The organism is Bradyrhizobium liaoningense, assembly GCF_018130825.1.
Lineage (GTDB): Bacteria > Pseudomonadota > Alphaproteobacteria > Rhizobiales > Xanthobacteraceae > Bradyrhizobium > Bradyrhizobium liaoningense_B.
The window spans coordinates 225,561-248,352 of the sequence record NZ_JAFCJS010000003.1; the positions used below are offsets into that span (position 1 = coordinate 225,561).

The 22,792-nt window shown below is 64.4% G+C and carries 18 protein-coding genes; 6 read left to right on the top strand and 12 right to left on the bottom strand.

The window, feature by feature from the left end; all coding sequences use genetic code 11:
- The 4 genes from JQ603_RS14565 to JQ603_RS14580 form a co-directional block, all read right to left on the bottom strand.
- On the bottom strand, positions 1 to 1,311 hold the full coding sequence (locus tag JQ603_RS14565; protein WP_245003628.1) for an MFS transporter: 1,311 nt from the start codon (positions 1,309 to 1,311) through the stop codon (positions 1 to 3).
- A 194-nt stretch (positions 1,312 to 1,505) separates the two neighbouring features.
- Positions 1,506 to 2,948, bottom strand: a complete 1,443-nt coding sequence (locus JQ603_RS14570) for a sigma-54 interaction domain-containing protein (protein ID WP_212340371.1) — start codon at positions 2,946 to 2,948, stop codon at positions 1,506 to 1,508.
- A 225-nt stretch (positions 2,949 to 3,173) separates the two neighbouring features.
- Entirely contained in the window at positions 3,174 to 4,910 is a 1,737-nt protein-coding gene (locus tag JQ603_RS14575; RefSeq protein WP_212340373.1) for a putative bifunctional diguanylate cyclase/phosphodiesterase, read from the bottom strand.
- Positions 4,911 to 5,117: 207 nt separating this feature from the next.
- Positions 5,118 to 6,083: a sensor histidine kinase gene (locus JQ603_RS14580; RefSeq protein ID WP_212340375.1), complete on the bottom strand. Its 966-nt coding sequence runs from the start codon at positions 6,081 to 6,083 to the stop codon at positions 5,118 to 5,120.
- A gap of 179 nt (positions 6,084 to 6,262) precedes the next feature.
- On the opposite strand from JQ603_RS14580, the gene JQ603_RS14585 reads away from it, so the two are divergent.
- Entirely contained in the window at positions 6,263 to 7,102 is an 840-nt protein-coding gene (locus tag JQ603_RS14585) for an SDR family NAD(P)-dependent oxidoreductase (RefSeq protein WP_212340377.1), read from the top strand.
- Between the two features lie 142 nt (positions 7,103 to 7,244).
- Here JQ603_RS14585 and JQ603_RS14590 read toward each other — a convergent pair whose 3' ends face one another.
- The 3 genes from JQ603_RS14590 to sthA form a co-directional block, all read right to left on the bottom strand.
- Positions 7,245 to 8,621 (bottom strand): cytochrome P450, encoded by a 1,377-nt coding sequence (locus JQ603_RS14590; RefSeq protein ID WP_212340378.1) that lies wholly within the window; start codon positions 8,619 to 8,621, stop codon positions 7,245 to 7,247.
- 94 nt (positions 8,622 to 8,715) lie between these two features.
- Positions 8,716 to 9,954 carry an LLM class flavin-dependent oxidoreductase gene (locus JQ603_RS14595; protein WP_212340380.1) on the bottom strand — a complete coding sequence of 413 codons (1,239 nt, stop codon included), beginning with the start codon at positions 9,952 to 9,954 and terminating at the stop codon, positions 8,716 to 8,718.
- Between the two features lie 382 nt (positions 9,955 to 10,336).
- Positions 10,337 to 11,728: a Si-specific NAD(P)(+) transhydrogenase gene (gene sthA / locus JQ603_RS14600; protein ID WP_212340382.1), complete on the bottom strand. Its 1,392-nt coding sequence runs from the start codon at positions 11,726 to 11,728 to the stop codon at positions 10,337 to 10,339.
- 160 nt (positions 11,729 to 11,888) lie between these two features.
- On the opposite strand from sthA, the gene JQ603_RS14605 reads away from it, so the two are divergent.
- On the top strand, positions 11,889 to 13,301 hold the full coding sequence (locus JQ603_RS14605) for an MFS transporter (protein WP_212340384.1): 1,413 nt from the start codon (positions 11,889 to 11,891) through the stop codon (positions 13,299 to 13,301).
- Between the two features lie 141 nt (positions 13,302 to 13,442).
- Positions 13,443 to 14,600: an extracellular catalytic domain type 1 short-chain-length polyhydroxyalkanoate depolymerase gene (locus tag JQ603_RS14610; protein WP_212340386.1), complete on the top strand. Its 1,158-nt coding sequence runs from the start codon at positions 13,443 to 13,445 to the stop codon at positions 14,598 to 14,600.
- Between the two features lie 82 nt (positions 14,601 to 14,682).
- Here the strand turns inward: JQ603_RS14610 and JQ603_RS14615 are convergent, their stop codons facing one another.
- Positions 14,683 to 14,985 (bottom strand): hypothetical protein, encoded by a 303-nt coding sequence (locus JQ603_RS14615; protein ID WP_212340388.1) that lies wholly within the window; start codon positions 14,983 to 14,985, stop codon positions 14,683 to 14,685.
- Positions 14,986 to 15,123: 138 nt separating this feature from the next.
- Here JQ603_RS14615 and JQ603_RS14620 point away from each other — a divergent pair, with 138 nt between their 5' ends.
- Positions 15,124 to 15,498 (top strand): winged helix-turn-helix transcriptional regulator, encoded by a 375-nt coding sequence (locus JQ603_RS14620; RefSeq protein WP_212340389.1) that lies wholly within the window; start codon positions 15,124 to 15,126, stop codon positions 15,496 to 15,498.
- A gap of 61 nt (positions 15,499 to 15,559) precedes the next feature.
- On the opposite strand, the gene JQ603_RS14625 is transcribed toward JQ603_RS14620, so the two are convergent.
- A complete protein-coding gene (locus tag JQ603_RS14625; protein WP_212340390.1) occupies positions 15,560 to 16,252 on the bottom strand; it encodes an MBL fold metallo-hydrolase in 693 nt (230 codons plus the stop codon).
- 161 nt (positions 16,253 to 16,413) lie between these two features.
- On the opposite strand from JQ603_RS14625, the gene JQ603_RS14630 reads away from it, so the two are divergent.
- Positions 16,414 to 18,009: an alpha-amylase family glycosyl hydrolase gene (locus tag JQ603_RS14630; RefSeq protein WP_212340391.1), complete on the top strand. Its 1,596-nt coding sequence runs from the start codon at positions 16,414 to 16,416 to the stop codon at positions 18,007 to 18,009.
- Positions 18,010 to 18,225: 216 nt separating this feature from the next.
- Here JQ603_RS14630 and JQ603_RS14635 read toward each other — a convergent pair whose 3' ends face one another.
- Entirely contained in the window at positions 18,226 to 19,926 is a 1,701-nt protein-coding gene (locus JQ603_RS14635; RefSeq protein WP_212340392.1) for an alpha-amylase family protein, read from the bottom strand.
- A gap of 239 nt (positions 19,927 to 20,165) precedes the next feature.
- On the opposite strand from JQ603_RS14635, the gene JQ603_RS14640 reads away from it, so the two are divergent.
- Positions 20,166 to 20,654, top strand: coding sequence for an MmcB family DNA repair protein (locus JQ603_RS14640; RefSeq protein WP_212340394.1), 489 nt, complete (start codon positions 20,166 to 20,168; stop codon positions 20,652 to 20,654).
- 133 nt (positions 20,655 to 20,787) lie between these two features.
- Here JQ603_RS14640 and JQ603_RS14645 read toward each other — a convergent pair whose 3' ends face one another.
- Positions 20,788 to 21,342, bottom strand: a complete 555-nt coding sequence (locus JQ603_RS14645; protein WP_027563303.1) for an ActR/PrrA/RegA family redox response regulator transcription factor — start codon at positions 21,340 to 21,342, stop codon at positions 20,788 to 20,790.
- 103 nt (positions 21,343 to 21,445) lie between these two features.
- Positions 21,446 to 22,768: an ActS/PrrB/RegB family redox-sensitive histidine kinase gene (locus JQ603_RS14650; RefSeq protein WP_212340396.1), complete on the bottom strand. Its 1,323-nt coding sequence runs from the start codon at positions 22,766 to 22,768 to the stop codon at positions 21,446 to 21,448.
- Positions 22,769 to 22,792 lie beyond the last annotated feature (24 nt).

Sequence of the window (22,792 nt, forward strand, 5' to 3'; positions counted from 1 at the left end):
TCAGGGCTGGGCGACCTTGCGGGTTTCGGTGGCGAAATAGACCGAGACGACCGTGATGACCGCCAGCGCGATCATGTAGAGCGAGATCGGCCAGGTCGCAGGCGCATAGGCCGTCATCAATCCCGTCGCGATCAGCGGCGACAGCGCGCCGGCGAAGATCGAGGCGAGGTTGTAGCCGAGCGAGACGCCGCTATAGCGCACCTTGGTGCCGAACAGCTCCGACAGGAAGCTCGCCTGCGGGCCGTACATCGCGGCGTGGCCGACGGCGAGACCGAGCACGATCGCGATCCAGGCGTATTGGGGGTTCTTGGTCGAAAGCAGCATGAACAGCGGGAACGACATCAGCGCCGAGAACACCGCGCCGAAGATGTAGATCGGCCGCCGCCCGAGGCGGTCGGAGAGCGCGCCGAAGGCGGGGATGGTGAAGGTCTCGATCGCCGCGCCGATCAGCACGCCGTTGAGCATGTCCTGCTTGTTCATGCCGAGCGATTGCGTGGCATAGGCGAGCACGAAGGTCGCGTAGATGTAGAAGAAGCCGTTTTCGGCGAAGCGCGCGCCCATCGCGAGCAGGATGTTCTTCGGGTACATCCTGATCGCCTCGAGGATCGGCATCTTCACTTCCTGCTTGGTGTCCTTGACCTTCTGGAACTCCGGCGATTCCGCGATGGTGAAGCGGATCCACAGGCCGACCAGCACCAGTGCGATCGAGAACAGGAACGGGATGCGCCAGCCCCAGGCATAGAGCTGCGCATCGGTCAGCATCGCTGACACCACCGAGAACACCAGCGTGCCGAGCACGAGGCCGAGCGGCGCTCCGAGTTGCGGCCAGCTGCCGTAAAACCCTTTCTTGTCCGCCGGCGCATGCTCGACCGCCATCAGCACCGCGCCGCCCCATTCGCCGCCAAGACCAAAGCCCTGGATCAGGCGGCATGTCACCAGCAGGATCGCGGCCCAGATGCCGGCGGTCTCGTAGGTCGGCAGGAAGCCGATCGCCGCGGTCGCCGCGCCCATGATCAGCAGCGTCAAATAGAGCATGGTCTTGCGGCCGATCTTGTCGCCGTAATGCCCGAACACGATGCCGCCGAGCGGCCGCGCGATGAAGCCGAGCGCGTAGGTCGCGAACGCCAGTAGCGTGCCCATCATCGGGTCGAAGGTCGGAAAGAACAGCTTGTTGAAGATCAGCGCCGCGGCGGTGCCGTAGAGGAAGAAGTCGTACCACTCGATCGCCGTGCCGATCAGGCTCGCGGTGGCGACCGTGACGTGCGAGGGCTGTCTGGTCTGAAGCTGATGGACCGAGATCGCTTCACTCATCTTGCGTCCTCCCTGGTTGCGAATGCGCATGTGCAGCACGCGTCATTGTGCAAAGCGAAGAGCAAGCTCCGCGCCAGATGCCACAGGTTTGCGCAAATTGGCTGAAAACCCAGCAGATTCAGCAAAGGCCTCGGGAAAGAGCGGCCAGGTCGCGTGTCAGGATTCCGAGACTCTGGACGGCTGAGTCTCGAAACTCAGACGGCGGCCGGTCCCGTGGCGAGGCCGAACTTGGCGAGCTTCTTGTAGAAGGTCGCGCGCGAGATCTGCAGCATCTTGGCGGCTTCCGAGATCTGGCCGTTGCTGGCGGCGAGCGCCTGTTCGAGCGTGTGCTTCTCGAACTCGGCCTCGGCCTCGGCATAGGGCACCACCGTTCCGGCCGGCCGCTCGGGCGGTGCGAGCCTGACCTCGGCGCCAACAGGGAGAATGCGGACGAAATCGTCGCCGGTCAGCCGCCCGGAATCGCTGAGGATCAGCGCACGCTCGAGGATGTTGCGGAGCTCGCGGACGTTACCCGGCCAGTCATAGCGGGCGAGTGCGGCGAGCGCGCTCGGCGTGATCTTGGCCTTGACGTAGTCGCCGGACGCGCTGATGTCGTCGAGCAGCCGGCCGCAGATGTCGGGCAGATCGTCGAGGCATTGACGCAGCGGCGGCAGGTCGACCGAGAGCACGTTGAGGCGATAATAGAGATCGGGCCGGAATGCGCCGTCGCTGACGCGCTTGCGGAGGTCGACATTGGTCGCAGCGATGACGCGGACGTCGACCTTGCTGATCTTGTCCGAGCCGAGCGGCTCGATCTCGCGCTCCTGCAGCACGCGCAGGAGCTTTGCCTGCAGCTGCAGCGGCATCTCGCCGATCTCGTCGAGGAACAGCGTGCCGCCGTCGGCGATCCGGAATTTCCCCTCGCGCCCTTTGCGGTCGGCGCCCGTATAGGCCCCGGGCGCGGTGCCGAAGAATTCGGATTCGATCAGCGTCTCGGGGATCGCGGCGACATTGACGCTGACGAACGGCTTGTCGGCGCGGGAGGAGGCGTTGTGGATCGCCTGCGCCAGCATCTCCTTGCCCGTGCCGGTTTCGCCGGTGAGCAGCACCGTGACGCTCTGCCGCGCGGCGCGGCCTGCGAGCTCCTTGGCCTGCGCGATTCCCGGCGTCGTGCCGACGAAATCGGCGAAGGTGAAGCGCGCGGCACGGGCGTTGGACAATTGCCGTCGCGCTAGCCGAAGATCGCTCTCGAGCTGGGCGACGCGGGCGAGCAGCGGCTTGAGGCTCTCCAGATGGTCGTAGAGCACGAAGCCGATCGCGCCGATGACCTTCCGGTTCTCGTCCTCGATCGGCATCCGCGTCACCACGAGCTGCTCGCCGCCGAGCTCCATGATGTCGAGCAGGATCGGCTCGCCGGTCTCGGCCACCTTCCGCATCAGGCTGTTCGGGATGATTTCCTCGATCGGCCGGCCGATCGCGTCCGCCGTATGCTCGAGGCCGAGCGAGGCCAGATATTTCTCGTTGACGTAGACGACGCGCCCGCCGCGATCGATCGCAATCGCGCCCTCGCAGAGGTTCTCCAGCCGCTCGAACAGCGTCACCATCGCGCGCGCACGGAGATAGGCGGGGTCGCTGACGGCAGAAGTGGGAACGGACATGGCGTGCCTCGCGGGAAGCCCGCCTGTGTATTAGCAAAAGGACAGCAATTTCAAAGGGGGAATTGGGCGTTGGGGCGCAGGCCACACCCTCCATTGTCATGCCCCGGCTTGACCGGGGCATCCAGTACGCAGCGGCCTATCGATTCAACAACGACTGTCTCTGGAATACTGGGTCGCCCGGTCAAGCCGGGCGACGACACCGAGATTGGAGCGGCGCTTGCCACCCTACCTCCGATACCCGCTCGCCCGCGAATAGCCCTGGCGGTTCTGCTGCATCGGGCGGCTGGCGATGCCGGGACGCGACTCGCTGGAGACCGGCGTTGCGAGCTTCAGCTCCTCCAGGAAGATCGGCCGCGAGAAGTAATAGCCCTGCGCGTAGCGGATCTTGGTCGCGGCCTGGAGATAGGCGAGCTCCTCGTAGGATTCGAGGCCCTCGGCGATCACGGTGATGCCGAGCGCTTCGCTTAAGGATTCGATCGCGCGCAAGATGCCCTGGCTGCGCGGACGCTTGTGGATGTCAGTGATGAAGGAGCGGTCGATCTTGATCTCGTCCGCGGTGATGTCGGCGAGTGCCGAGAGCGAGGAATAGCCGGTGCCGAAATCGTCGATCGAGATGCCGACGCCGAGCTTGCGGAACATCGGCAGGATCTCGGCCTGGAAATGATTCTTGGCGACGAAGGCGTCCTCGGTCACCTCGATCATGAAGCGCTGGGGAAAGCCGGTATCTTCCAGCGCCCGCGCGAAGCTGCGCATGAACTCGGGATTGCCGGCCTGCTTGGCGGCGACGTTGATGCTGATGGTCGCTTCCGCGCCGAACGTGTCGTTGATCAGGTCGATCGACTTGACGATCTCGGCCAGCACGAGATGGGTCAGCTCGTCGATCAGCCCGAGCTCGCCGGCGAGGTTGATGAACGAGCCCGGCGCCTGGATCACGCCTTCGTCGTCGCGCAGGCGCACCAGGGCCTCGATGCCCTTCACGGCCTGCGTGCGGATGTCGACCTTGGACTGGAAGGCGCAGCAGAAGCGCTTTTCCAGGATGGCGAGCCGCAGCGACTGCTCGATCTTGCTCCGCGCCAGCGCCTCGCGCTCCATGCTGGCGTCGAAGAACGCGGCCAGTCCCTTGCCGTTGTTCTTGATGCGGTACATCGCGATGTCGGCGTTCTGCCGCAGCGTCTCGAAGCTGCGGCCGTGGTCGGGATAGAGGCTGATGCCGACCGAGGTCGAGGCGAAGACTTCCGAATGGTCGATGAAGAACGGCGCGGTCAGCCGCTCCAGCGTCGATTGCATGAACTCGGCGACTTCCTCCTGGCTCTGGATCGGAGAGAGCAGCAGCAGGAATTCGTCGCCCGAGATGCGCGACAGCATGTCGGAATCGCGCAGGTCCCGCCCGAGCCGCTTCGACAGCTCGACCAGCAGCGCATCGCCCACGGCGTGGCCGTAATAGTCGTTGATGTGCTTGAAATTGTCGACGTCGAGAAAGGCGAGCGCGAAGCGTTCGCCGCCGCCATCGCGCGCGAGCAGGCTGTTGGCGCGATGCTCGATCACGCGGCGCGAGGGCAGGCCGGTCAGCTCGTCGAAATAGGCCGAGCGGAACAGCTGGTCCTCGAAATTCTTCTGCTCAGTGATGTCGGAGGAGGCCGAGATCAGGAGCTCGCGTCCGGCGAGGCGAACGGGACGATGGGTCGTGAGCAGCACCTGGCGCGCGGCGCCGTCGTGATGCGCTTCCTCGGTGACGACGGCCCGGCCGGCGCTCAGCGCCCTCCGGCAGGCTTCGCGGCGCGGCGCCAGATCCGGCGAGGGCCGGCTGCCGTCCATGCCGAGCTGGGCCGCGGCAGCATCGTTAACCAGCAGAAGCTCGCCATGGGCGTCCTGCACGGTCAGGCCGGCCGGCAGCATTCTAACGATTTCCTTGAGAAACCCGAGTTCGGCTTCATTCGCGCCGGAATATTTGTTGTCGTTCATAGAAGTCATGAATCTTGTTGTTCAGCGCGCCTTTGCAATGCACGCTATCATGCGCAGCTCCCTCTTAAGTTTGGTTAAGGGGTACGGAGAAATACGGGGGTGTTTTGCGGCGATGCGACGCGCGCAGAAAATCGTCATTAACAGAGCGTCAACGACGCATGCGAAACTGCGAGCGGAGTGCGCGGATCGCTTTCGCTTGGATCGAGTCTAGCCGTTCTTGGGGATGCGGCATTGCATGATGCAATGCAGTCCGGATTTGAGATAGGAGAGCTCGGTCCTGCCGTCGAAAGCCGAAAGCGCCGATTTCAGCAGCTTGGTGCCGAAGCCAGGCTCGGACACCTTTTCCACGCTCGGCCCTTCGGTTTCGTCCCAGGTGACGGTCAGGCGGTCGTCGCTGACGGTCCATGACACCTGCAGCAGGCCGCGGGGCGCGGAGAATGCACCATACTTTCCTGCATTGGTGGCGAGCTCGTGAAACATCAATGACAGCGTGACTGCGAGCTTCGGTGGCAGGAACAGCCGGTCGCCGTTGAGGGTGAAGCGGACGTGGCCGTAGGGCCCGAGTTCGGCGATCAAGAGGTCGCGGATATCGCAGCCGCCCTTGTCGATCCGCGAGATCAGATCATCGGTCGTGGCCAGCGAGCGCAGCCGCGGATCGATCCGGGCCCAGACCTGCGGCTGGTCGTGCAGCACCTGGTGAATCACGGCGTGCACGGTCGAGAGCTTGTTCTTCAGCCGGTGCTGGAGCTCGTCGACCAGCAGCTTGCGGTAGTCTTCTTCCTCGATCAGGCGTTTGGAGATCCGGCGCTGCTCGATCAGGAGCGTGCGATAATGCTCGACGCCCCAGATGGTGAGTGCGCAGACCACCCAGTACAGCGCCAGCAGGGCAAAGCGGGCGTTGTCGGCAATGGCATCGCTGAAATTCAGGACCACGCCAAGCACGCCGCCGATGATCGCCGTCACGATGCCGAGCCGAAAACCTCCGAAGGCGGCGGCAAAGAACACGGCCGGAAAGTACGGGGTGAAGTAGACGTCGGGGCGGACATGGGCGAGGCCCCAGCGCGCCAGCGTCGCAACCAGCAGGCAGGCGATCGCAAAGGCGATGCTGAGGCCGAGCGACGGCGGTGCCACGCCCTGCCAGCCTTTGCGGAACTCCTCGATCAGCTTCTGCATGCGCAGCCCGGTTGCGACGTGCGTTCGCCCTGAATGTTACGCATGTCGGGCGCGCAAGCAAAGCTTGCCTTGTCGGAAGCCGGCAGGAATAGTGACCGTCGCGGCGCCGACTGTCGCGGTGCCGTCGTCGATCGGTGTTCGCCATTCGGCGTCAAGGGGTTCGAAAGCAGGGACATTCCATGGGCAGGCTGGACGGCAAGGTGGCGGTGATCACGGGCGCGACGAGCGGGATCGGATTGCGGACTGCGGAAGTCTTCGTTGCCGAAGGTGCCAAAATTGTGATCGCCGGGCGGCGCATACCGGAAGGCGAGGCGCTGGCGCGGCAGCTCGGGGTGGGCTGCGTCTTCCTCCAGACCGACGTGATGGTCGAAGCGCAGATGCAGGCGCTGATCGCGCTCGCGGTGGAGAAGTTCGGCCGCATCGATTGTCTGTTCAACAATGCCGGCGGCCCGGCGCAGACCGGTGGCATCGAGGGTCTCGAGGTCGACCGCTTCGACGCGGCGATGGCGACGCTGATGCGCAGCGTCATGCTCGGCATGAAGCACGCCGCGCCCCATATGAAGAAGCAGGGATCTGGCAGCATCATCAACAATGGCAGCATCGCAGGCCGTCTTGCCGGCTTCTCCTCGTCGATCGTCTATGGCGCGGCCAAGGCGGCGGTGATCCATCTCACCAAATGCGTGGCGATGGAGCTCGGCGAGTCCAATGTGCGCGTCAACTCGATCTCACCAGGCGCGATCGCGACCGGTATCTTCGGCAAGGCGCTGGGGCTCTCGACCGACGCCGCGGAGAAGACGCCGGCGGTGATGCGCGAGGTCTACAAGACCGCGCAGCCGATCCCGCGCGCAGGTCTTCCCGACGACATCGCCCATGCCGCGGTGTTCCTGGCCAGCGACGAATCCAGCTTCATCAACGGCCACGACCTCGTCATCGACGGCGCCATGACCGGCGGCCGCAACTGGAGCCAGCAGCAGCAGGGCTTGTCGGCGTTGCGCAAGGCGTTCGATCAGGGGGCGTAGGAGCGGCAGACGACGGTGCCGTAGGGTGGGTTAGACAGCGGCTGCGCGAAGCGCAGGCGCTGGCGTAATCCACCACTTCTGTTACCGCGGAGACTAAAGAGGTGGGTTACGCCTTCGGCTAACCCACCCTACGAAAGGTCGCCTAAACCGCCTTCACCGTCACCCGCAGCCCGTCCCGCGGCTTCGGGATCGGCCACATCTGCCAGTCCGGCTTGTAGCCCGGCGCCAGCGACACCTCGATGTTCTGCAGGAAGTGCCGCGCGAAGCATTTGGCCTGCATATAGGCGAAGTGCAGGCCGAGGCACATATGCGCGCCGCCGCCGAACGGCACGAAGGCGAAGCGGTGGCGGCCACGCTGGGCTTCCTCGGTGAAACGCAAGGGATCGAAGCGGTCCGGCTCCGGCCAGATGTCCTTCATGTGGTGCGTGTAGAGCGGATTGACGCCGATCCGGGTCCCAGCAGGAACGGAGTATCCCATAAAGGTGAAATCACGCATGGCATAACGCGGTAACGAGGGCACCGGTGGCCTGATCCTTAGCGACTCCTTGAATGCCATTTCCGACAGAGGCATTTTTTCGAGATCGTCGAAGCTGCTGGGGGCATCAGGAGCAAGTCCGAGCGCCAGAACCTCCGCGCGCAGCTTGCCCTGCCAGTCCGGGTTGGCGGCGAGCTCGCCGATGAAGGAGGTCAGCGACGAGGTCAGCGTGTCGTGCGCGGCCATCATCAGGAAACTCATGTGGTCGATGATGTCCTGCTCCGACAGCAGCGCGCCATCCTCGTGGGTCGCGTGGCAGAGCTGTGAGAATAGATCCTCTCCGCCGCTCCTGGCGCGACGACGCGGAATCTGCTCGCGAAAATAGGCGACGATGCGCTCGCGGCCAGCCACGCCGCGCGCCATCTGCGTGCCCGGCAACGGGCGGCGGATCGGAGCGATGGAGGCCGCGACCATGTCGGCAAAGGCGCGGTTGATCCCCTCGACCTCGGGACCGATATCGGCGCCAAGAAACGATGTCGCTGCGAGGTCGAGCGTTAACTGCTTCATCGCCGGATAGAGCTGAATCGAGCCAGGCTTCGCCTTCCACTGCGCGATCCGCGCTGCGATGCCCTTGTCGAGCTTGTCGAGATAAGACTTCATCGGTCCAGACTTGAACGCGACAGACAGCGCCTTGCGATGCAGGCGGTGCTCGTCGAAATCGAGCAGCATCAGGCCACGCGGGAATAGCAATTCGAGCACATGGTTCCAGCCATGGGTCGACGAGAATAGTTTTTGCTGGTCGAACAGCACGAGCTCGTTGGCCTCGGGCCCGAGCAGCACGACGTTGGTCTGGCCGAAGGAATGGGTCCGAAAGACGAGCCCGTGTTTCGTGGCGTACGCCTCGATGAAACCCTTGGGATCGGCCAGTAGTTGAAACGTCTTGCCGATGATCGGCAAACCCTCGTCGCCGGGAATGTGCGTCAGCTCATTACGCCTGGGCGGCGCGAAGGGGACCTTGGAAGAGGACCCGCCCTGCATCGACATGCTGATAGCTCCGCTTTACTCGCAGGGACAGCATAGCACAGTCCGGACCGAACGATGTGCCGCTATGCCCCTGCGCATTCGCAGCCGTACCGGTCTATCCCATTCGTTTAGCCGCCGCATTCAGATCCGGCGCGTTGACGGCGGGAATGGCGACGCGGCCGGGGCCGGTGACCTTCAGCGCCTCGGCGGCCTTCTCGTTCGCCATGATCTTGGCCATCACGGCCTGGCCTGCACGCTCGAAGATCGCGCGGTTCTCGATCACGAATTTTTGCGACCTGCGCAAGCCATCGATGTAGCCGTTGATCTCCGGCACGACGTAGCGCGCCACCATGTCCCAGCTCCGGCGCGTATTCTCCGGATTGGCCCAGTCGTGCACGAAGCCGATGATGGCGCCGACGCCGCCGGACACGTCCATCACGTTCTTGATGGTTTTGACGAGATCGTCGGGCGTGCCGATGGTGGACGCGGCGCCCTCGACGAAGGCGGTCTTGTCCACGGCCTCATCCGGCGAGGAGAACGCGGTCAGGCCCGGCCGCTGCAGCGTGCCGACATTATATTCGTTGTGCCAGCGCATCAGCCCGGCGCCGGCTTCCTTGCGCGCCTGCTCGCGAGTCTCGGCGATATGGAAGGTCAGCAGCACGCGCCAGTCGGCGCGGCTCACCGTGGTGCCGTGCTTCTTGGCGGCATCCTCGGCGAACTGCCATTGCTGCTGCAGCGACATCAGGCCCTGCGTCGTCATCGATCCCAGCGAGATGATGCCGATGCCGTATTTGCCGGCGAGCGTCATGCCGGACGGCGAGATCTGCGAAGCGACCACGAATGGCATCTCCTCCTGCAACGGGAGGATCTGCAGCGCGGCGTCGTTCATGGTGAACCAGTCGCTCTTGGCGGTGACGCGCTCGCCGTTGAAGAGGCGGCGGATCACGGCGATCGCCTCGTCCTGGCGGTCGCGCTGCGTCATTGGGTCGATGCCGAGGGTGTGCGCGTCGGAGGCCAGCGCACCGGGGCCGGAGCCGAAAATGGCGCGGCCACCGGTCATGTGGTCGAGCTGCACCATGCGCTGGGCGACGTTGAAGGGATGGTGATAGGGCAGCGAGATGACGCCGGTGCCGAGCTTGATCCGCTTGGTGCGCTCGCCGGCTGCGGCCAGAAACATCTCGGGCGAAGCGATCATCTCCCAGCCGGAGGAATGATGCTCGCCGCACCAGAACTCGTCATAGCCGAGCGCATCCAGCTGCTCGACGAGATCGAGATCGCGCCGGAACTGGAGCATCGGATGCTCCCCGATCGGGTGATGCGGGGCAAGGAAGGCTCCGAACTTCAGGCGCGCCATGGCGTTCTCTCCGGCTGAATTTTCTGTTTGTTGAGGCCGTGAGGCTACGTGCTGAAACAAGCGAACGCAATCGCGCGATGTCCCGCGCGGCGGAATGCAGCTATGTGTTGATGCTGCCTCTTCTCCCTCTCCCCGCTTGCGGGGTGGGCTATCGCAGGTGATTTCTTGGTGGCGGCCTGAGCAAGCGCCTCGTCCTTCGAGACGACCGCTTCCAGCGGTCTCCTCAGGATGAGGCTAAGCAGCATAGGCCCTGTTGAAAATCGCGGCCGCGCACCCGCCCTCATCCTGAGGGCCCGCCATCGGCGGGCGTCTCGAAGGATGGGCTGCGGGCGAGCTATTCGCCACGCTTCTTCCTGCCGCAAGCGAAGAGTGCTGCAAGAAGCTACCGCGTCATCCTGTTCCACGCATCCAGGCCGGCGATCTTGTAGGCCTCCGCCAGCGTCGGATAGTTGAACGTGTTCTGGATGAAATAATCGATCGTGCCTTTGAGGTTGAGCACGGCCTGGCCGATATGGATCAGCTCGGTGGCGCCTTCGCCGAGGATGTGCACGCCGAGCAGGCGGCGGGTCTTGGTCGAGAAGATCATCTTCATCATGCCGCTGTTCAGCCCCATGATGTGGCCGCGCGAGGTCTCGCGGAAGCGGGCGATGCCGACCTCGTAGGGAATGCCGCGCGTACGGACCTCTTCCTCGGTGAGGCCGGCGGTCGAGATCTCCGGCACCGAATAGATGCCGTAGGGAAAGAACTCCGGCGGCGCCAAGGGCTCCATGCCGAGCGCATGGCAGGCGGCGACGCGGCCCTGCTCCATCGAGGTCGAGGCAAGGCTCGGAAAGCCGATCACGTCGCCGGCGGCGTAAATGTGCGGCACGCTGGTCTGCAAGGTCGCGGGATCGACCGTGATGCGGCCGCGGTGGTCGACCGCGATGCCGGCGGCCTCCAGGTTGAGTCGGTCGGTGGCGCCGACGCGTCCCGCCGCGAACAGCAGCATTTCCGTGGTGACGTGACGCCCGTCCGACAGATGCGTCACGATGTGGCCCTGTGGCGTCTTCTCGATCGACGTCACCTTGGAGCCGAGCCGCAGCGCGACATTGCGGTCGCGCAGCTCGTGCATGAACTCGTCGATCAACTCCTTGTCGATGAAGTCGAGGAAGGTCGGCCGCGGCTCGATCAGGGTGACGGGCACGTCGAGCGCGCTGAAGATGGTGGCATATTCGACCCCGATCACGCCGGCGCCGATCACGGCGAGGCTGCGCGGTAGTTTCGGCAGCTCGATGATCTCGTCGCTGTCGAGCACGCTGGTGCCGTCGAACGGCACATAGTCAGGCCGGAACGGGCGCGTGCCGCAGGCGATCAGGATGAAGGCGGCCGACACCACCTTGGTCTCGCCGATTGAGCTGGTGATCTCGACCTCGTGCGGCGAGACGAAGCGTGCCTCGCCATTGGCGGTGCGCACCAGATTGCGGCTGAACTGATGCTCAAGCACCTCGACCTCGTGGTCGAGCGTCTTCTGCAGCCGGGTCATCAGATCGCTGGCCGCGATGTCCTGCTTCACCCGGTAGGAGCGGCCGTAGAAGCCGCGCTCGCGCCAGCCGGACAGGTTCAGCACGGTCTCGCGCAGCGTCTTCGAGGGAATGGTGCCGGTGTGGACGGAGACGCCGCCGACCCGCCGGCCCTTCTCCACGACCAGCACGCCCTTGCCGAGCTTGGCACATTGCACCGCGGCCCGGCGCCCCGATGGGCCCGAGCCGATCACCACCATGTCGTAGTCGTACATCGGAAGGCTTCCGAACCCCTGCAAATTCAGCGGGAACCGACATGCAGCAATCGGGCCAAAGCGGCAAGGGGAAAGCACGTCCTACCTCGGAGGTAATCGCGCGGATGACGCTGATCTGCGAGTTTTGCGCGCAAATAAATGCCTGAAGGTTCGCGCGAAAATGCATCAAACCGTCACAAAGCAAATCGATTCGACCCGCCGCTGGTGGGTGCTCGCGATCGTCGTCGCCGCCCAGTTCATGTTCGGCGTCGACGCCTTCATCGTGAACGTCGCGATTCCCACCATCGCGGTGGACCTACATGCGACGCCGGCGCAGATCGAATCCGTCATCGCGATCTATCTGATCGCCTATGCCACGCTGGTGGTCACCGGCGGACGGCTCGGCGACATCCACGGCACCAAGACGATCTTCCTGGCCGGCGTGCTCGGCTTCACGGCGACCTCGCTGTGGTGCGGCCTCGCGCAATCCGGCGTCGAGCTGATCATCGCGCGGCTGGCGCAGGGCGCGACCGCGGCGCTGATGGTTCCGCAGGTGCTGGCGACGCTGCATCTTTTGTTCACCGATGAGACGCGCAACCGCGCCTTTGCCGTCTACGGCATCGTGCTCGGCCTTGCGGGCGCAGCAGGCTTCCTGCTCGGCGGCCTTCTCGTCACGCTCGATCTCGCCGGCACCGGCTGGCGGTCGGTGTTCTTCGTCAACGTGCCCTGCGGTCTCGTCATTGCCGCGGCCGCCTGGCGCGTCATGCCGTCGGTGCCGCGGCGGGCCGGGACCAGGCTCGACATCAAGGGCAGCATGGTCCTGTTCGCAGGGCTGTTGTGCCTGATCGGGCCGCTGCTGTTCGGCCATGATGTCGGCTGGGCGCCGTGGCTGTGGTCGGTGATGGCGATCGGGGGCGCGATCCTCGCGGCATTCCTGAAGCTCGAACACGCGGTTGCGCGCGCCGGCGGCATGCCGCTGATCGATCTCACACTGCTGACGGACGCCACCTTCCTGCGTGGCCTTGGGGCGGCGTTCTTTTTCTTCTTCGCCAATCTCTCGTTCTATCTGGTCATGACGCTGTTCATGCAGCGTGGCCTGAAGATTCCGCCGCTCGCGGCCGGCATGGTTTGCATTCCACTTGCCATCGCTTTCGTCGTGGCCTCGCGTCACAGCGGCGCGAGGGCGCGGCATCGCGGCACCAAGGTGCTGATCGAAGGCTGCGCGTTGCAGATCGCAGGCCTCGGCGCGCTCGCGCTTCTTGTGCTCTATGTTGACACGCCGTCGCCGCTCGCACTCGCGCTCACCATGAGCATCTTTGGTTACGGCCAGGGGCTGGTGATGGCGCCGCTGTCCGGTGCCGTGCTCTCGACGGTCAAGCCTGTCGCCGCAGGCTCGGCCTCCGGCATGTACGGCACGACGGCGCAGATCGGAAATGCGGCCGGAGTGGCCGCAATTGGCGCGGTGTTCTTCGCGATCGAATCATTGCAATCAGCGCGCGCAGGATTTTTCGTCTCGCTCGTGCTGTTTGTGACGTTAATCATGATCTGCACCGCATTTCTGACGTGGATGCGCCGCGCATCTGCATCAAGTTGAGGCATTGCGGCTAATACGTGCGGATTCCTGCGGGATTTCCAGTGATTTTCGCGAGATAGACAGCACACGGTCTTTTTATTTCGCAATGCAGCAACTATCTGGTTGGGCTGTACGTTGTACGTCGCCCACCAGGAAATTGCCGTGTCGTTAGCAAGAAATGTCGATTTGTTGAGACGTCTGCCAAAGCTGGACGGTCTGCGCTTCGCCGAGTTCGGCCGGGGCCCGGATTCATCCAGCCCGCTGGAAGAGGTCACGGGCTTCGGCGACAATCCCGGCGCCTTGCGCATGTTCGCGTTCGTGCCGGGGCAGTTGCAGAAGCCGCGCGCGCTGGTCGTCGTGCTGCATGGCTGCGGACAGACGGCGGCTGGCTACGATCTTGGCGCCGGCTGGTCGACGCTCGCGCGGCATTACGGCTTCGCGCTGCTGATGCCCGAGCAGCAGCGCGTCAACAACGGCAACACCTGCTTCAACTGGTTCAATCCGGAGGATACCGCGCGGGACAGCGGCGAGGCGTGCTCGATCCGCGAGATGATCGCGCACATGGTCGAGACGCATCGCATCGATCCCCGGCGCATCTTCATCACCGGCCTCTCCGCCGGCGGCGGCATGACGTCGGTGATGCTCGCGACCTATCCGGACGTCTTCGCTGCCGGCGCCGTCATCGCCGGCCTGCCCTACGGCATCGCCTCGAATTTGCGCGAGGCGCTGGACGGCATGTTTCATTCGCCGGCGCGCCCCGCGCGCGAGCTCGGCGATCTCGTGCGCAACGCTTCCGATCATCGCGGTCCCTGGCCGAAGATGTCGGTGTGGCACGGCAGCGCCGACCGCACCGTCAATCCCGGCAATGCCAACGAGATCGTCAAGCAGTGGCTCGATTTGCACGATCTGCCCGAAGTGCCGATGGCGGAGACCAATGTCGACGGCTATCCGCGCCAGGCCTGGTGGAACAAGGACGGCGAGACGCTGGTCGAGTCCTACGCCATCACCGACATGGCGCACGGCACGCCGCTTGGCCTTGCCGACAACGACCAGCGCTACGGCATGGAAGGCGCCTTCCTGATCGAAGCCGGCATCTCCTCGTCCTATCACATTGCAAAGTTCTTCGGCCTGACCGGCTGGATCGCGGAGGCGAAGAAGGCGGAGGCAAAGCCGGCGCTGACGCCCGCGCCGCATCTCGCCCGCTCCATCCGGGCGAAGGTCGCCGAAGCGGCGGCCGAGCCGAAGCAGGAGGAATCCCGCGGCTTCGATCTCGGCCAGATCATCACCCGCGCACTGACCGCCGCGGGATTGATGAAGTAGCTCCGCTCCCAACTCGTCGTCCCGGCGAAGGCCGGGACGACGGCGGAGTTTGTGGTGACGCGGTCGCGTCGGCTCAGCGGAGCTACCCCGTCTGATCGATCACCTCGATCGGCGTTACCGTCACCTCGCCGCCGGCGACCTTTCGCGTCATCTCCTGATAGGCCCTGAAGAAGTCGCGCGATTGCAGCGCTTTCTGCGCGGCATCGTCGCTGGCGCTGGCGAGGTGGAAGTAGCTGCCGTCGTCGCGGGCCTTCAGGACGCGGTATCCGATCCGTCCCTTCAGCTCCGGATCGCCGTCGATCGCCTTGATGAAGCGGCCGATCTCCCGGTGCCATTCCTCCGTCGTGCCGTTCCTGAACTGGTATCTGATCATGAACTGCTTCATGTGACGCTCCCTGTTCGCTTGTGCGTCATCATCTGCGCCTTGGGCGCGATCCTGCAAGTATGGACAAAATTGATAGTATGGACTTTTTCGCTGTCGCTCCTATCCTTGAGCCAGCTGGCTGCGCATGGAGGAGACGACATGGCGAAGGCAAGAGCGATCCCCGCGCGCACCTGTCCGGTCGCGGCGTTTCAGAAGATGATCAGCGGCAAGTACAAGCTGCGTATCGTCTGGGATCTCAAGGACGGCCCGCGCCGCTACGGCGAGATCAGGAGCGGCCTGCTGCGCGGCACGGAAGGCAGCGCCGAGATCACCCCGCGCGTGCTCAGCCGCGAATTGAAGGCGCTGACGGAGAGCGGCCTGATCGACCGCAAGGATTTCGGCGAGGTGCCGCCGAAGGTCGAGTATCGCCTCACCCGCAAGGGCAAGAGCTTCGTCCCCGTCGTCGCTGCGATCCGCGAATGGGGCGAGCGTAACCTCGGCGAAGCGGCGGCGCTCGCAGACGCCGCCGAATAGAGCATGATCCGGAAAAGTGTGAAGCGGTTTTCCGATTAGATCATGCTCAAACAAAGAGCGCCTACATCTCGCCGGTGATGAACGGATTGGTCATCCGCTCCTGGCCGATGCTCGAGCCGGCGCCATGGCCGCAGATGAAGCCGACATCGTCGCCGAGCGGCAACAGCTTGGTCAGAATCGAGTTGATCAGCGTCGCGTGACTGCCGCCGGGGAGGTCCGTGCGCCCGACCGAGCCCGCGAACAGGACGTCGCCGACATGGGCAAAGCGCAGGTCCTTGTTGAAGAACACCACGCTGCCCGGCGAGTGGCCGGGGCAGTGCAGGATGTCGAACGACAGGCCGCCGATCGACACGGTGTCGCCTTCCTCGAGCCAGCGGTCCGGCGCGAAATTGCGCACGCCGGTCATGCCGAAGCGCGCACCGCTCTCGACCACGTTGTCGAGCAGGAACTTGTCGGCCTGATGCGGGCCCTCGATCGGCACCTTCAGCGCGTCGCGCAAATCCGCCGCGCCGCCGACATGGTCGATATGGCCGTGGGTCAGCCAGATCTTCTCCACGGTGACACCGGTCTGCTTGATCGCGTCCAGGATCTTCGGCACGTCGCCGCCGGGATCGATCACCACGGCCTTCTTGCTTGGCTCGTCCCAGATGATGGTGCAGTTCTGCTCGAACAGCGTCACGGGAACGATGATCGCGCCCGCCTTGGCCTGCGAGGAGTCTTGCGAGGAATCTTGGGTGTCATTTTGCTCGGTCATGGCGCCACAATGCCGATTTTTGCCATGCCGCCAAGCAAAAGATTCGTGCGCGAGCCTGGGGAACAGGTCACACGGCCGTCCCAATTGGCTCGCCAATCTGAACCGGGGCGTTGCTGCCGCGTTCTCCCGCGCGAGAGGCAGTCTTTGGATGGTATTCCGACATGGCTCAGGGCGAGAACTGGTGGCGCGACGGCGTCTTCTATCAGATCTATCCGCGCTCCTTTCAGGACAGCGACGGCGACGGCGTCGGCGACCTCTCCGGCATTCTGCGGCGGCTGCCTTATGTGAAATCGCTCGGCGTCGACGCGATCTGGCTGTCGCCGATCTTTCCCTCGCCGATGGCCGATTTCGGCTACGACATCTCGGACTATACCGGCATCGAGCCGCTGTTCGGCACGATGGCGGATTTCGACGCGCTGCTCGCCGCCGCGCACGACAACGGCCTCAAGCTGATCCTCGACCTCGTGCCCAACCACACCTCGGACCAGCATCCCTGGTTCGTCGAGAGCCGCGCCTCGCGCGACAATCCCAAGCGCGACTGGTACATCTGGCGCGATCCGAAGCCGGACGGCAGCGCGCCGAACAACTGGCTCTCCGAATTCGGCGGCAGCGCGTGGGCTTTCGACGAGGCGACGGGGCAGTATTACTACCACGCCTTCCTCGCCCAGCAGCCGGACCTCAACTGGCGCAATCCCGATGTCCGTGCCGCGATCTACGACGTGATGCGGTTCTGGCTGGAGAAGGGCGTCGACGGCTTTCGCGTCGATGTGATCTGGCACCTGATCAAGGACGCCGAATTCCGCGACAATCCGCCGAACCCGCATTACGTCGAGGGCCGGCCGCCGAACGAGACGATCCTGACGCAATATTCCACCGACCAGGACGAGGTGCACGACGTGATCGCCGAGATGCGGCGCGTCACGGATGCGTATCGCGCCCGCGTACTGATCGGCGAGATCTATCTGCCGCTGCATCGCCTGATGGCCTATTACGGCAACGATCTCACCGGCGCGCAGATGCCGTTCAATTTTGCGCTGCTCTCGACCTTCTGGAGCGCGCGCTCGATCGAGACGATCATCGAGGATTACGAGAAGGCGCTGCCGAAAGGCGCCTGGCCGAACTGGGTGCTCGGCAATCACGATCGCCCGCGCGTGGCAAGCCGCGTCGGCCCCGAGCAGGCCCGCGTCGCCGCCATGCTGCTCTTGACCTTGCGCGGCACGCCGACGCTCTATTATGGCGACGAGATCGGCATGCACCAGCTCGCGATCGCGCCGGAGGACGTGCGCGATCCCTTCGAGAAGAACGTGCCCGGCCTCGGGGTGGGGCGCGACGGCTGCCGCACGCCAATGCAGTGGGATTCTTCGCAGACCAGCGGCTTCTCCGGTGTAAGGCCATGGCTGCCGCTGCCGGAGGACCATATCCACAACAACGTCGCCAATCTCGAAGCCGATCCGCGCTCGATCCTCAGCCTCTACAAGCGTCTGATCGCGTTGCGAAGCGAATGCCTGCCGCTGGTCGCCGGCGACTATCACCCGATCGCGGCGCAAGGCGATCTCCTGATCTATCGCCGCGCAGCCGGAGGCAAGTCGGTGATAGCAGTGCTCAATCTCGGCCCCGACCCGATCGCGGTGACCACCAGCGCGATCCGCTTCGGCAGCGAGATCTTGCTGTCGACGTTCCTCGATCGTGAGGGCGAGAAGCTCGAAGGGGTGCTGGATCTGCGCGGGAATGAAGGGGTGATCGTGCAGGTGCCTTAGCTGTCGTCCCGGCCCCCGCGCGCAATTGCGCGCTAGGCCGGGACGACAGGGAGAATTTATCGACAGCGTCATTCTCCAAAGTCGTCCTGGACAAGCGAAGCGCAGATCCAGGACCCATTACCACAGCGCGTAGTTTGACGAAGGCTGGTGGTCATCAGCTCGCGCGCCAACGACCTCCAGGGGTAATGGGTCCTGGCTTTCGCCAGGACGACGTGATCACCCCGGATGCTTCTTCCCCCGCACCGTAGTCGCGTCGATATCGCTCCGCTTCAACAGATAATCCAGTCCGCCGACGCGGTACCAGCGATAGCCATAGGGCTCCAGCACGACGCGGTGCTGGCCGCGCTTGTCGGCGTGGCTGTGGTCTTCTGCGAGCAGGTTGATCAAATGCGCGCCGGCGTCGCCAGATAGCCCCGACGAGAACGCGATCTCGCGCGGCTTCTCGTCGAGATTGTGCACGAACAGAACGGAATTGTTGCGCCAGTCGTAGCGCATGATGAAGACCGCAGGATCGCGCACAGGGATCACCGTGAAATCGCCCCAGCCGACCTCCGGCACTTCCTTCCGCATGCGGACGATGCGTTCGGTCCAGTTCAGCATGGAGTTGGGATCGCGCCGCTGTTTTGCGACATTGACGTGCGGAAAGCCGTAAGGACCCGCGTCGATGACGGGGCAGGCCGGCTTGTCGCTCTTGGTGAAGCCGCCATGCGGCTCGGTCGACCATTGCATCGGTGTGCGCGCGCAATTGCGCTCGGGCTGCGACAGATCATCGCCCATCGCGATCTCGTCGCCATAGCGGATCACGGGCGTTCCCGGCAGCGTGCACATCAGGCTGTAGGCGAGCTCGAGCCGCCGGCGGTCGCCGCCCAGCATCGGCGCAAGACGGCGGCGGATGCCGCGGTCGTAGAGCTGCATGTCCTTGTCGGGGCCGAAGCATTTGAACACGACCTCGCGCTGCGCCTCGGTCAGCCTGCCGAGATCGAGCTCGTCGTGATTGCGCAGGAACAGGCCCCATTGCGCCGTCGCCGGCCGCGGTTTTGTTGCCTTCAACGCCTTGGCGAGCGGACGGCAATCCGCGGACGCCAGCGCATAGAACAGATGCTGGTTGACGTGGAAGTTGAACATCATGTGCATGCGATCGCCATCGCGCCCGAAATATTCCATGTCCGTCTTCGGCAGCACGTTGGCTTCGGCGAGAATGATCGCGTCGCCCTGCCGCCATTGCAGGAATTCGCGGAACGCGCGCAGCATGTCGTATTGCTCCACCGGCTTCTTCACCTTCGCGCCTTTGGTGGCGATGATGAAGGGAACGGCGTCCATGCGGAAGCCGGAGACGCCGAGCTGGATCCAGAAGCCCATGATCTTGAGGATCTCGGCCTGCACATGCGGGTTCGAGGTGTTGAGATCGGGCTGGAAATCGTAGAAGCGATGGAAGTAATACGCGCCGGCTTCCTTGTCGCGCGTCCAGGTCGATTTCTGCACGCCGGGAAACACCATGCCCTTGTTGGCGCCGGCCGGCTTCTTGTCGGACCAGACATACCAGTCGCGATAGGGCGAGCTCTTGTCGCGCCGCGCCTCCTTGAACCAGTGATGCTGGTCGGAGGTGTGGTTGACGACGAGGTCGATGATGACGCGAATGCCGCGCTGCTTGCAGCCTTGCGCGAACTCGACGAAATCGCCGAGCGTGCCGTAGCGGGAATCGACGCTGTAATAATCGGCGATGTCGTAGCCGTCGTCGCGGCCGGGCGAGGTCTGGAACGGCATCAGCCAGATCGTGGTGATGCCGAGCCCGTGCAGATAATCGAGCCGGCGCAAAAGGCCCTTGAAGTCGCCGACCCCGTCGCCGTCGGCGTCCATATAGGAGCCGACGGAGAGGCAGTAGATCACGCCGTTCTTGTACCAGAGATCGTCGATCATGCGCGCGCGGCCCGTGGTTCCGCCGAGGTGCGGCGGCTGCGTGATAAGTGATTTGAGCGAGGAGGGTTCCGCTTTTCCCGTCGTCCTGGACAAGCGAAGCGCAGATCCAGGACCCATTACCACAGGGCGTAGTTTGGCGAAGACTGGTGGCTATCAGTTCGCGCAACAACAAGCTGTTGTGGTAATGGGTCCTGGCTTCCGCCAGGACGACGACGGAGGAATCGGCTATCCTCACCGCCATGGACAACACCGCCCGCATCACCCTCGTGCCGCCGCCGGATCGCCGCCAGTCGGAGACCGCGCTGGCCATCGCGCGCGGCACGGCGCGGCTGCTCCGTTCGCTCGGCTTCTCCTGCATCAGCGAATTGCCGCTGCCCTCGGGCCGGCGCGCCGATCTGGTGGCGCTGAACGAGCGCGGCGAGATCTGGATCGTCGAGATCAAGTCGTCGGTCGAGGATCTGCGTGCCGACCAGAAATGGCACGAATACCGCGCCCATTGCGACCGCCTGTTCTTCGCCTTCACGCAGGATCTGCCGTGCGAGATCTTTCCTGAAGACACCGGCCTGATCATCGCGGATGCCTATGGCGCGCACATGCATTGCGAGGCGCCCGAGCACAAGCTCGCCGCCGCCACCCGCAAGCAGATGACGGTGCGTTTTGCGATGGCGGCGGCCTTGCGGATCAACCGCCTGGTCGATCCGCAGGGACACGCGGATTTTTGGGAATGAGTTCGTAGTTCGTAGGGTGGGTTAGCCCTGCAGATGCGCGAAGCGCATCTGCTCGGCGTAACCCACCTCTTTCGTTTCCGCCGGGACAAACGGTGGTGGATTACGCCTTCGGCTAATCCACCCTACGACACCGTCACCTCGGCGCGCGCTTGGCCAAAATCCGCTGCAGCGTGCGCCGGTGCATGTTGAGGCGGCGCGCGGTTTCCGAGACGTTGCGGTTGCACATCTCGTAGATGCGCTGGATGTGCTCCCAGCGTACGCGGTCGGCCGACATCGGGTTGGTCGGCAGCTCGGACTTTTCCGCGCTGGTCGAGAGCAGTGCGGCGACGACGTCGTCGGCGTCCGCGGGCTTCGACAGGTAATCGATCGCGCCCATCTTCACCGCGGTCACGGCGGTGGCGATGTTGCCATAGCCGGTCAGCACGATCGCGCGTGCATCCGGGCGCTTCTTCTTCAGCGCCGAGACCACGTCGAGGCCGTTGCCGTCACCGAGTCGCAAGTCGACAACCGCGAATGCGGGAGCCGCCTTGCCGATTTGCGCGAGGCCGTCCGAGACGGTATCGCACGACGTCACCGCGAAGCCGCGGGTCTCCATCGCGCGCGACAAGCGCTCCAGAAACGGCTTGTCGTCCTCCACGATGAGAAGCGAGCGGTCGGCCTGTTCATTCAGTTCGGCGATGGCGTTCAAGGTGTTGTCCTCTCTCCAGCGCGTTTACATATGGCCTCGCAATCGGGCGGTGCCAAGGCCGCCAATAGTCGATCGGCCCTTTTGTGCGACGCAAGGTCGCGGTCTATCCTATTGTTTCTTCGAGCGTCTCGATAGCCTCAAAACGCTGCCTGGGCCATGTGATGTGGACCACCGCGCCGTGTTCCGGAAAGATCCGGTTGGTAAACGAGACCTTGGCGCCGGTGCGTTCGAGCAGGGTCCGCGCGATGAACACGCCGAGGCCCAGGCCGCGCCGTTCGCCGCCGCCGTCATCGTGGGTGCGCCGTCGCGACAGATATGGCTCGCCGATCCGGTTGAGGATGTCAGGCGGAATGCCCGGGCCGTCGTCGGAGATCAGGAGCTCGATCGTGTCCTTGTTCCACCAGGCGTTCACCTCGACGGTGGTATGGGCGAAATCGACGGCATTCTCGACGATGTTGCCGACGCCGTAGAGGATCGCCGGGTTGCGCGAGCCGACTGGCTCGACGGCGGCGGTCACCGCGATCCGCACCTTGATCTCGACGCCGAAATCGCGGTGCGGGGCCACCACCTCCTCGATCAGCTCCGACAGCTTCATGCGGTCGAACGGCGCGCCGGTGGAGGAGAGCTGGGTGATCTTGCTGAGGATGTCGCGGCAGCGCTGGGTCTGCTCGCGCAGCGTCTTCAGGTCGGCGGCAAAGATCGGATCCTTCACCGTCTTTTCCAGCTCGCGCGAGATCAAAAAAATCGTCGCGAGCGGCGTGCCGAGCTCGTGCGCGGCCGCGGCGGCGAGGCCGTCGAGCTGGGTCAGGTGCTGCTCGCGCGTCAGCACCAGCTCGGTCGCGGCCAGCGCGTCCGCGAGCTTGCGCGCCTCCTCGGTCACCTGGAACGAATAGAGGCTGGTGACGCCGATGGCGAGCACGATCGAGAGCCAGACGCCGACGAGATAGATCGGCGGCAGCACCAGCGGATCGTCGGAATCCCAGGGCAGCGGCAGGTGGAAGAAGAACAGCACCGAGGCGCAGGCGACGGCGAGCAGGCCGAGGCCGAAGGTGAAGCGGGCCGGCAGCGCCGTCGCCGAGATCAGCACCGGCGCGAGAAACAGGAATGAGAACGGGTTCTGCAGTCCGCCGGTGAAGAACAGCAGCCCCGCCAGCTCCACGATGTTCAGCGCCAGCAGGCCGGCGGCCTGCATCGGCTCCAGCCGCTGCATCGGATTGGCAGCGGTCTGAAGGCCCAGATTGAGCGCGGCCGACAGCGCGATGATGCTGACGCAGGGGACAATCTCGACATTGAACTCCAGCCCCTGCGCCACGATGAAGATCGCGGCGAGCTGGCCCAGCACCGCGAGCCAGCGCAGCCGCAGGATGGTGTCGAGGCGGATATGCCGCTGCGCGTGGCGGAAGTCGGAAGCGGCAATTTCGGTCATATCGGCCAATGTGGCGGTGCTTTC

Coding starts and splice junctions, on each gene's coding strand:
- JQ603_RS14565 (WP_245003628.1), bottom strand. CDS start 1,311: ATGAGTGAAGCGATCTCGGTCCATCAGCTTCAGACCAGACAGCCCTCG.
- JQ603_RS14625 (WP_212340390.1), bottom strand. CDS start 16,252: ATGACCGAGCAAAATGACACCCAAGATTCCTCGCAAGACTCCTCGCAG.
- JQ603_RS14590 (WP_212340378.1), bottom strand. CDS start 8,621: ATGTCGATGCAGGGCGGGTCCTCTTCCAAGGTCCCCTTCGCGCCGCCC.
- JQ603_RS14635 (WP_212340392.1), bottom strand. CDS start 19,926: ATGATCGACGATCTCTGGTACAAGAACGGCGTGATCTACTGCCTCTCC.
- JQ603_RS14575 (WP_212340373.1), bottom strand. CDS start 4,910: ATGAACGACAACAAATATTCCGGCGCGAATGAAGCCGAACTCGGGTTT.
- JQ603_RS14650 (WP_212340396.1), bottom strand. CDS start 22,768: ATGACCGAAATTGCCGCTTCCGACTTCCGCCACGCGCAGCGGCATATC.
- JQ603_RS14605 (WP_212340384.1), top strand. CDS start 11,889: ATGCATCAAACCGTCACAAAGCAAATCGATTCGACCCGCCGCTGGTGG.
- JQ603_RS14630 (WP_212340391.1), top strand. CDS start 16,414: ATGGCTCAGGGCGAGAACTGGTGGCGCGACGGCGTCTTCTATCAGATC.
- JQ603_RS14640 (WP_212340394.1), top strand. CDS start 20,166: ATGGACAACACCGCCCGCATCACCCTCGTGCCGCCGCCGGATCGCCGC.
- sthA (WP_212340382.1), bottom strand. CDS start 11,728: ATGTACGACTACGACATGGTGGTGATCGGCTCGGGCCCATCGGGGCGC.
- JQ603_RS14595 (WP_212340380.1), bottom strand. CDS start 9,954: ATGGCGCGCCTGAAGTTCGGAGCCTTCCTTGCCCCGCATCACCCGATC.
- JQ603_RS14620 (WP_212340389.1), top strand. CDS start 15,124: ATGGCGAAGGCAAGAGCGATCCCCGCGCGCACCTGTCCGGTCGCGGCG.
- JQ603_RS14570 (WP_212340371.1), bottom strand. CDS start 2,948: ATGTCCGTTCCCACTTCTGCCGTCAGCGACCCCGCCTATCTCCGTGCG.
- JQ603_RS14585 (WP_212340377.1), top strand. CDS start 6,263: ATGGGCAGGCTGGACGGCAAGGTGGCGGTGATCACGGGCGCGACGAGC.
- JQ603_RS14615 (WP_212340388.1), bottom strand. CDS start 14,985: ATGAAGCAGTTCATGATCAGATACCAGTTCAGGAACGGCACGACGGAG.
- JQ603_RS14580 (WP_212340375.1), bottom strand. CDS start 6,083: ATGCAGAAGCTGATCGAGGAGTTCCGCAAAGGCTGGCAGGGCGTGGCA.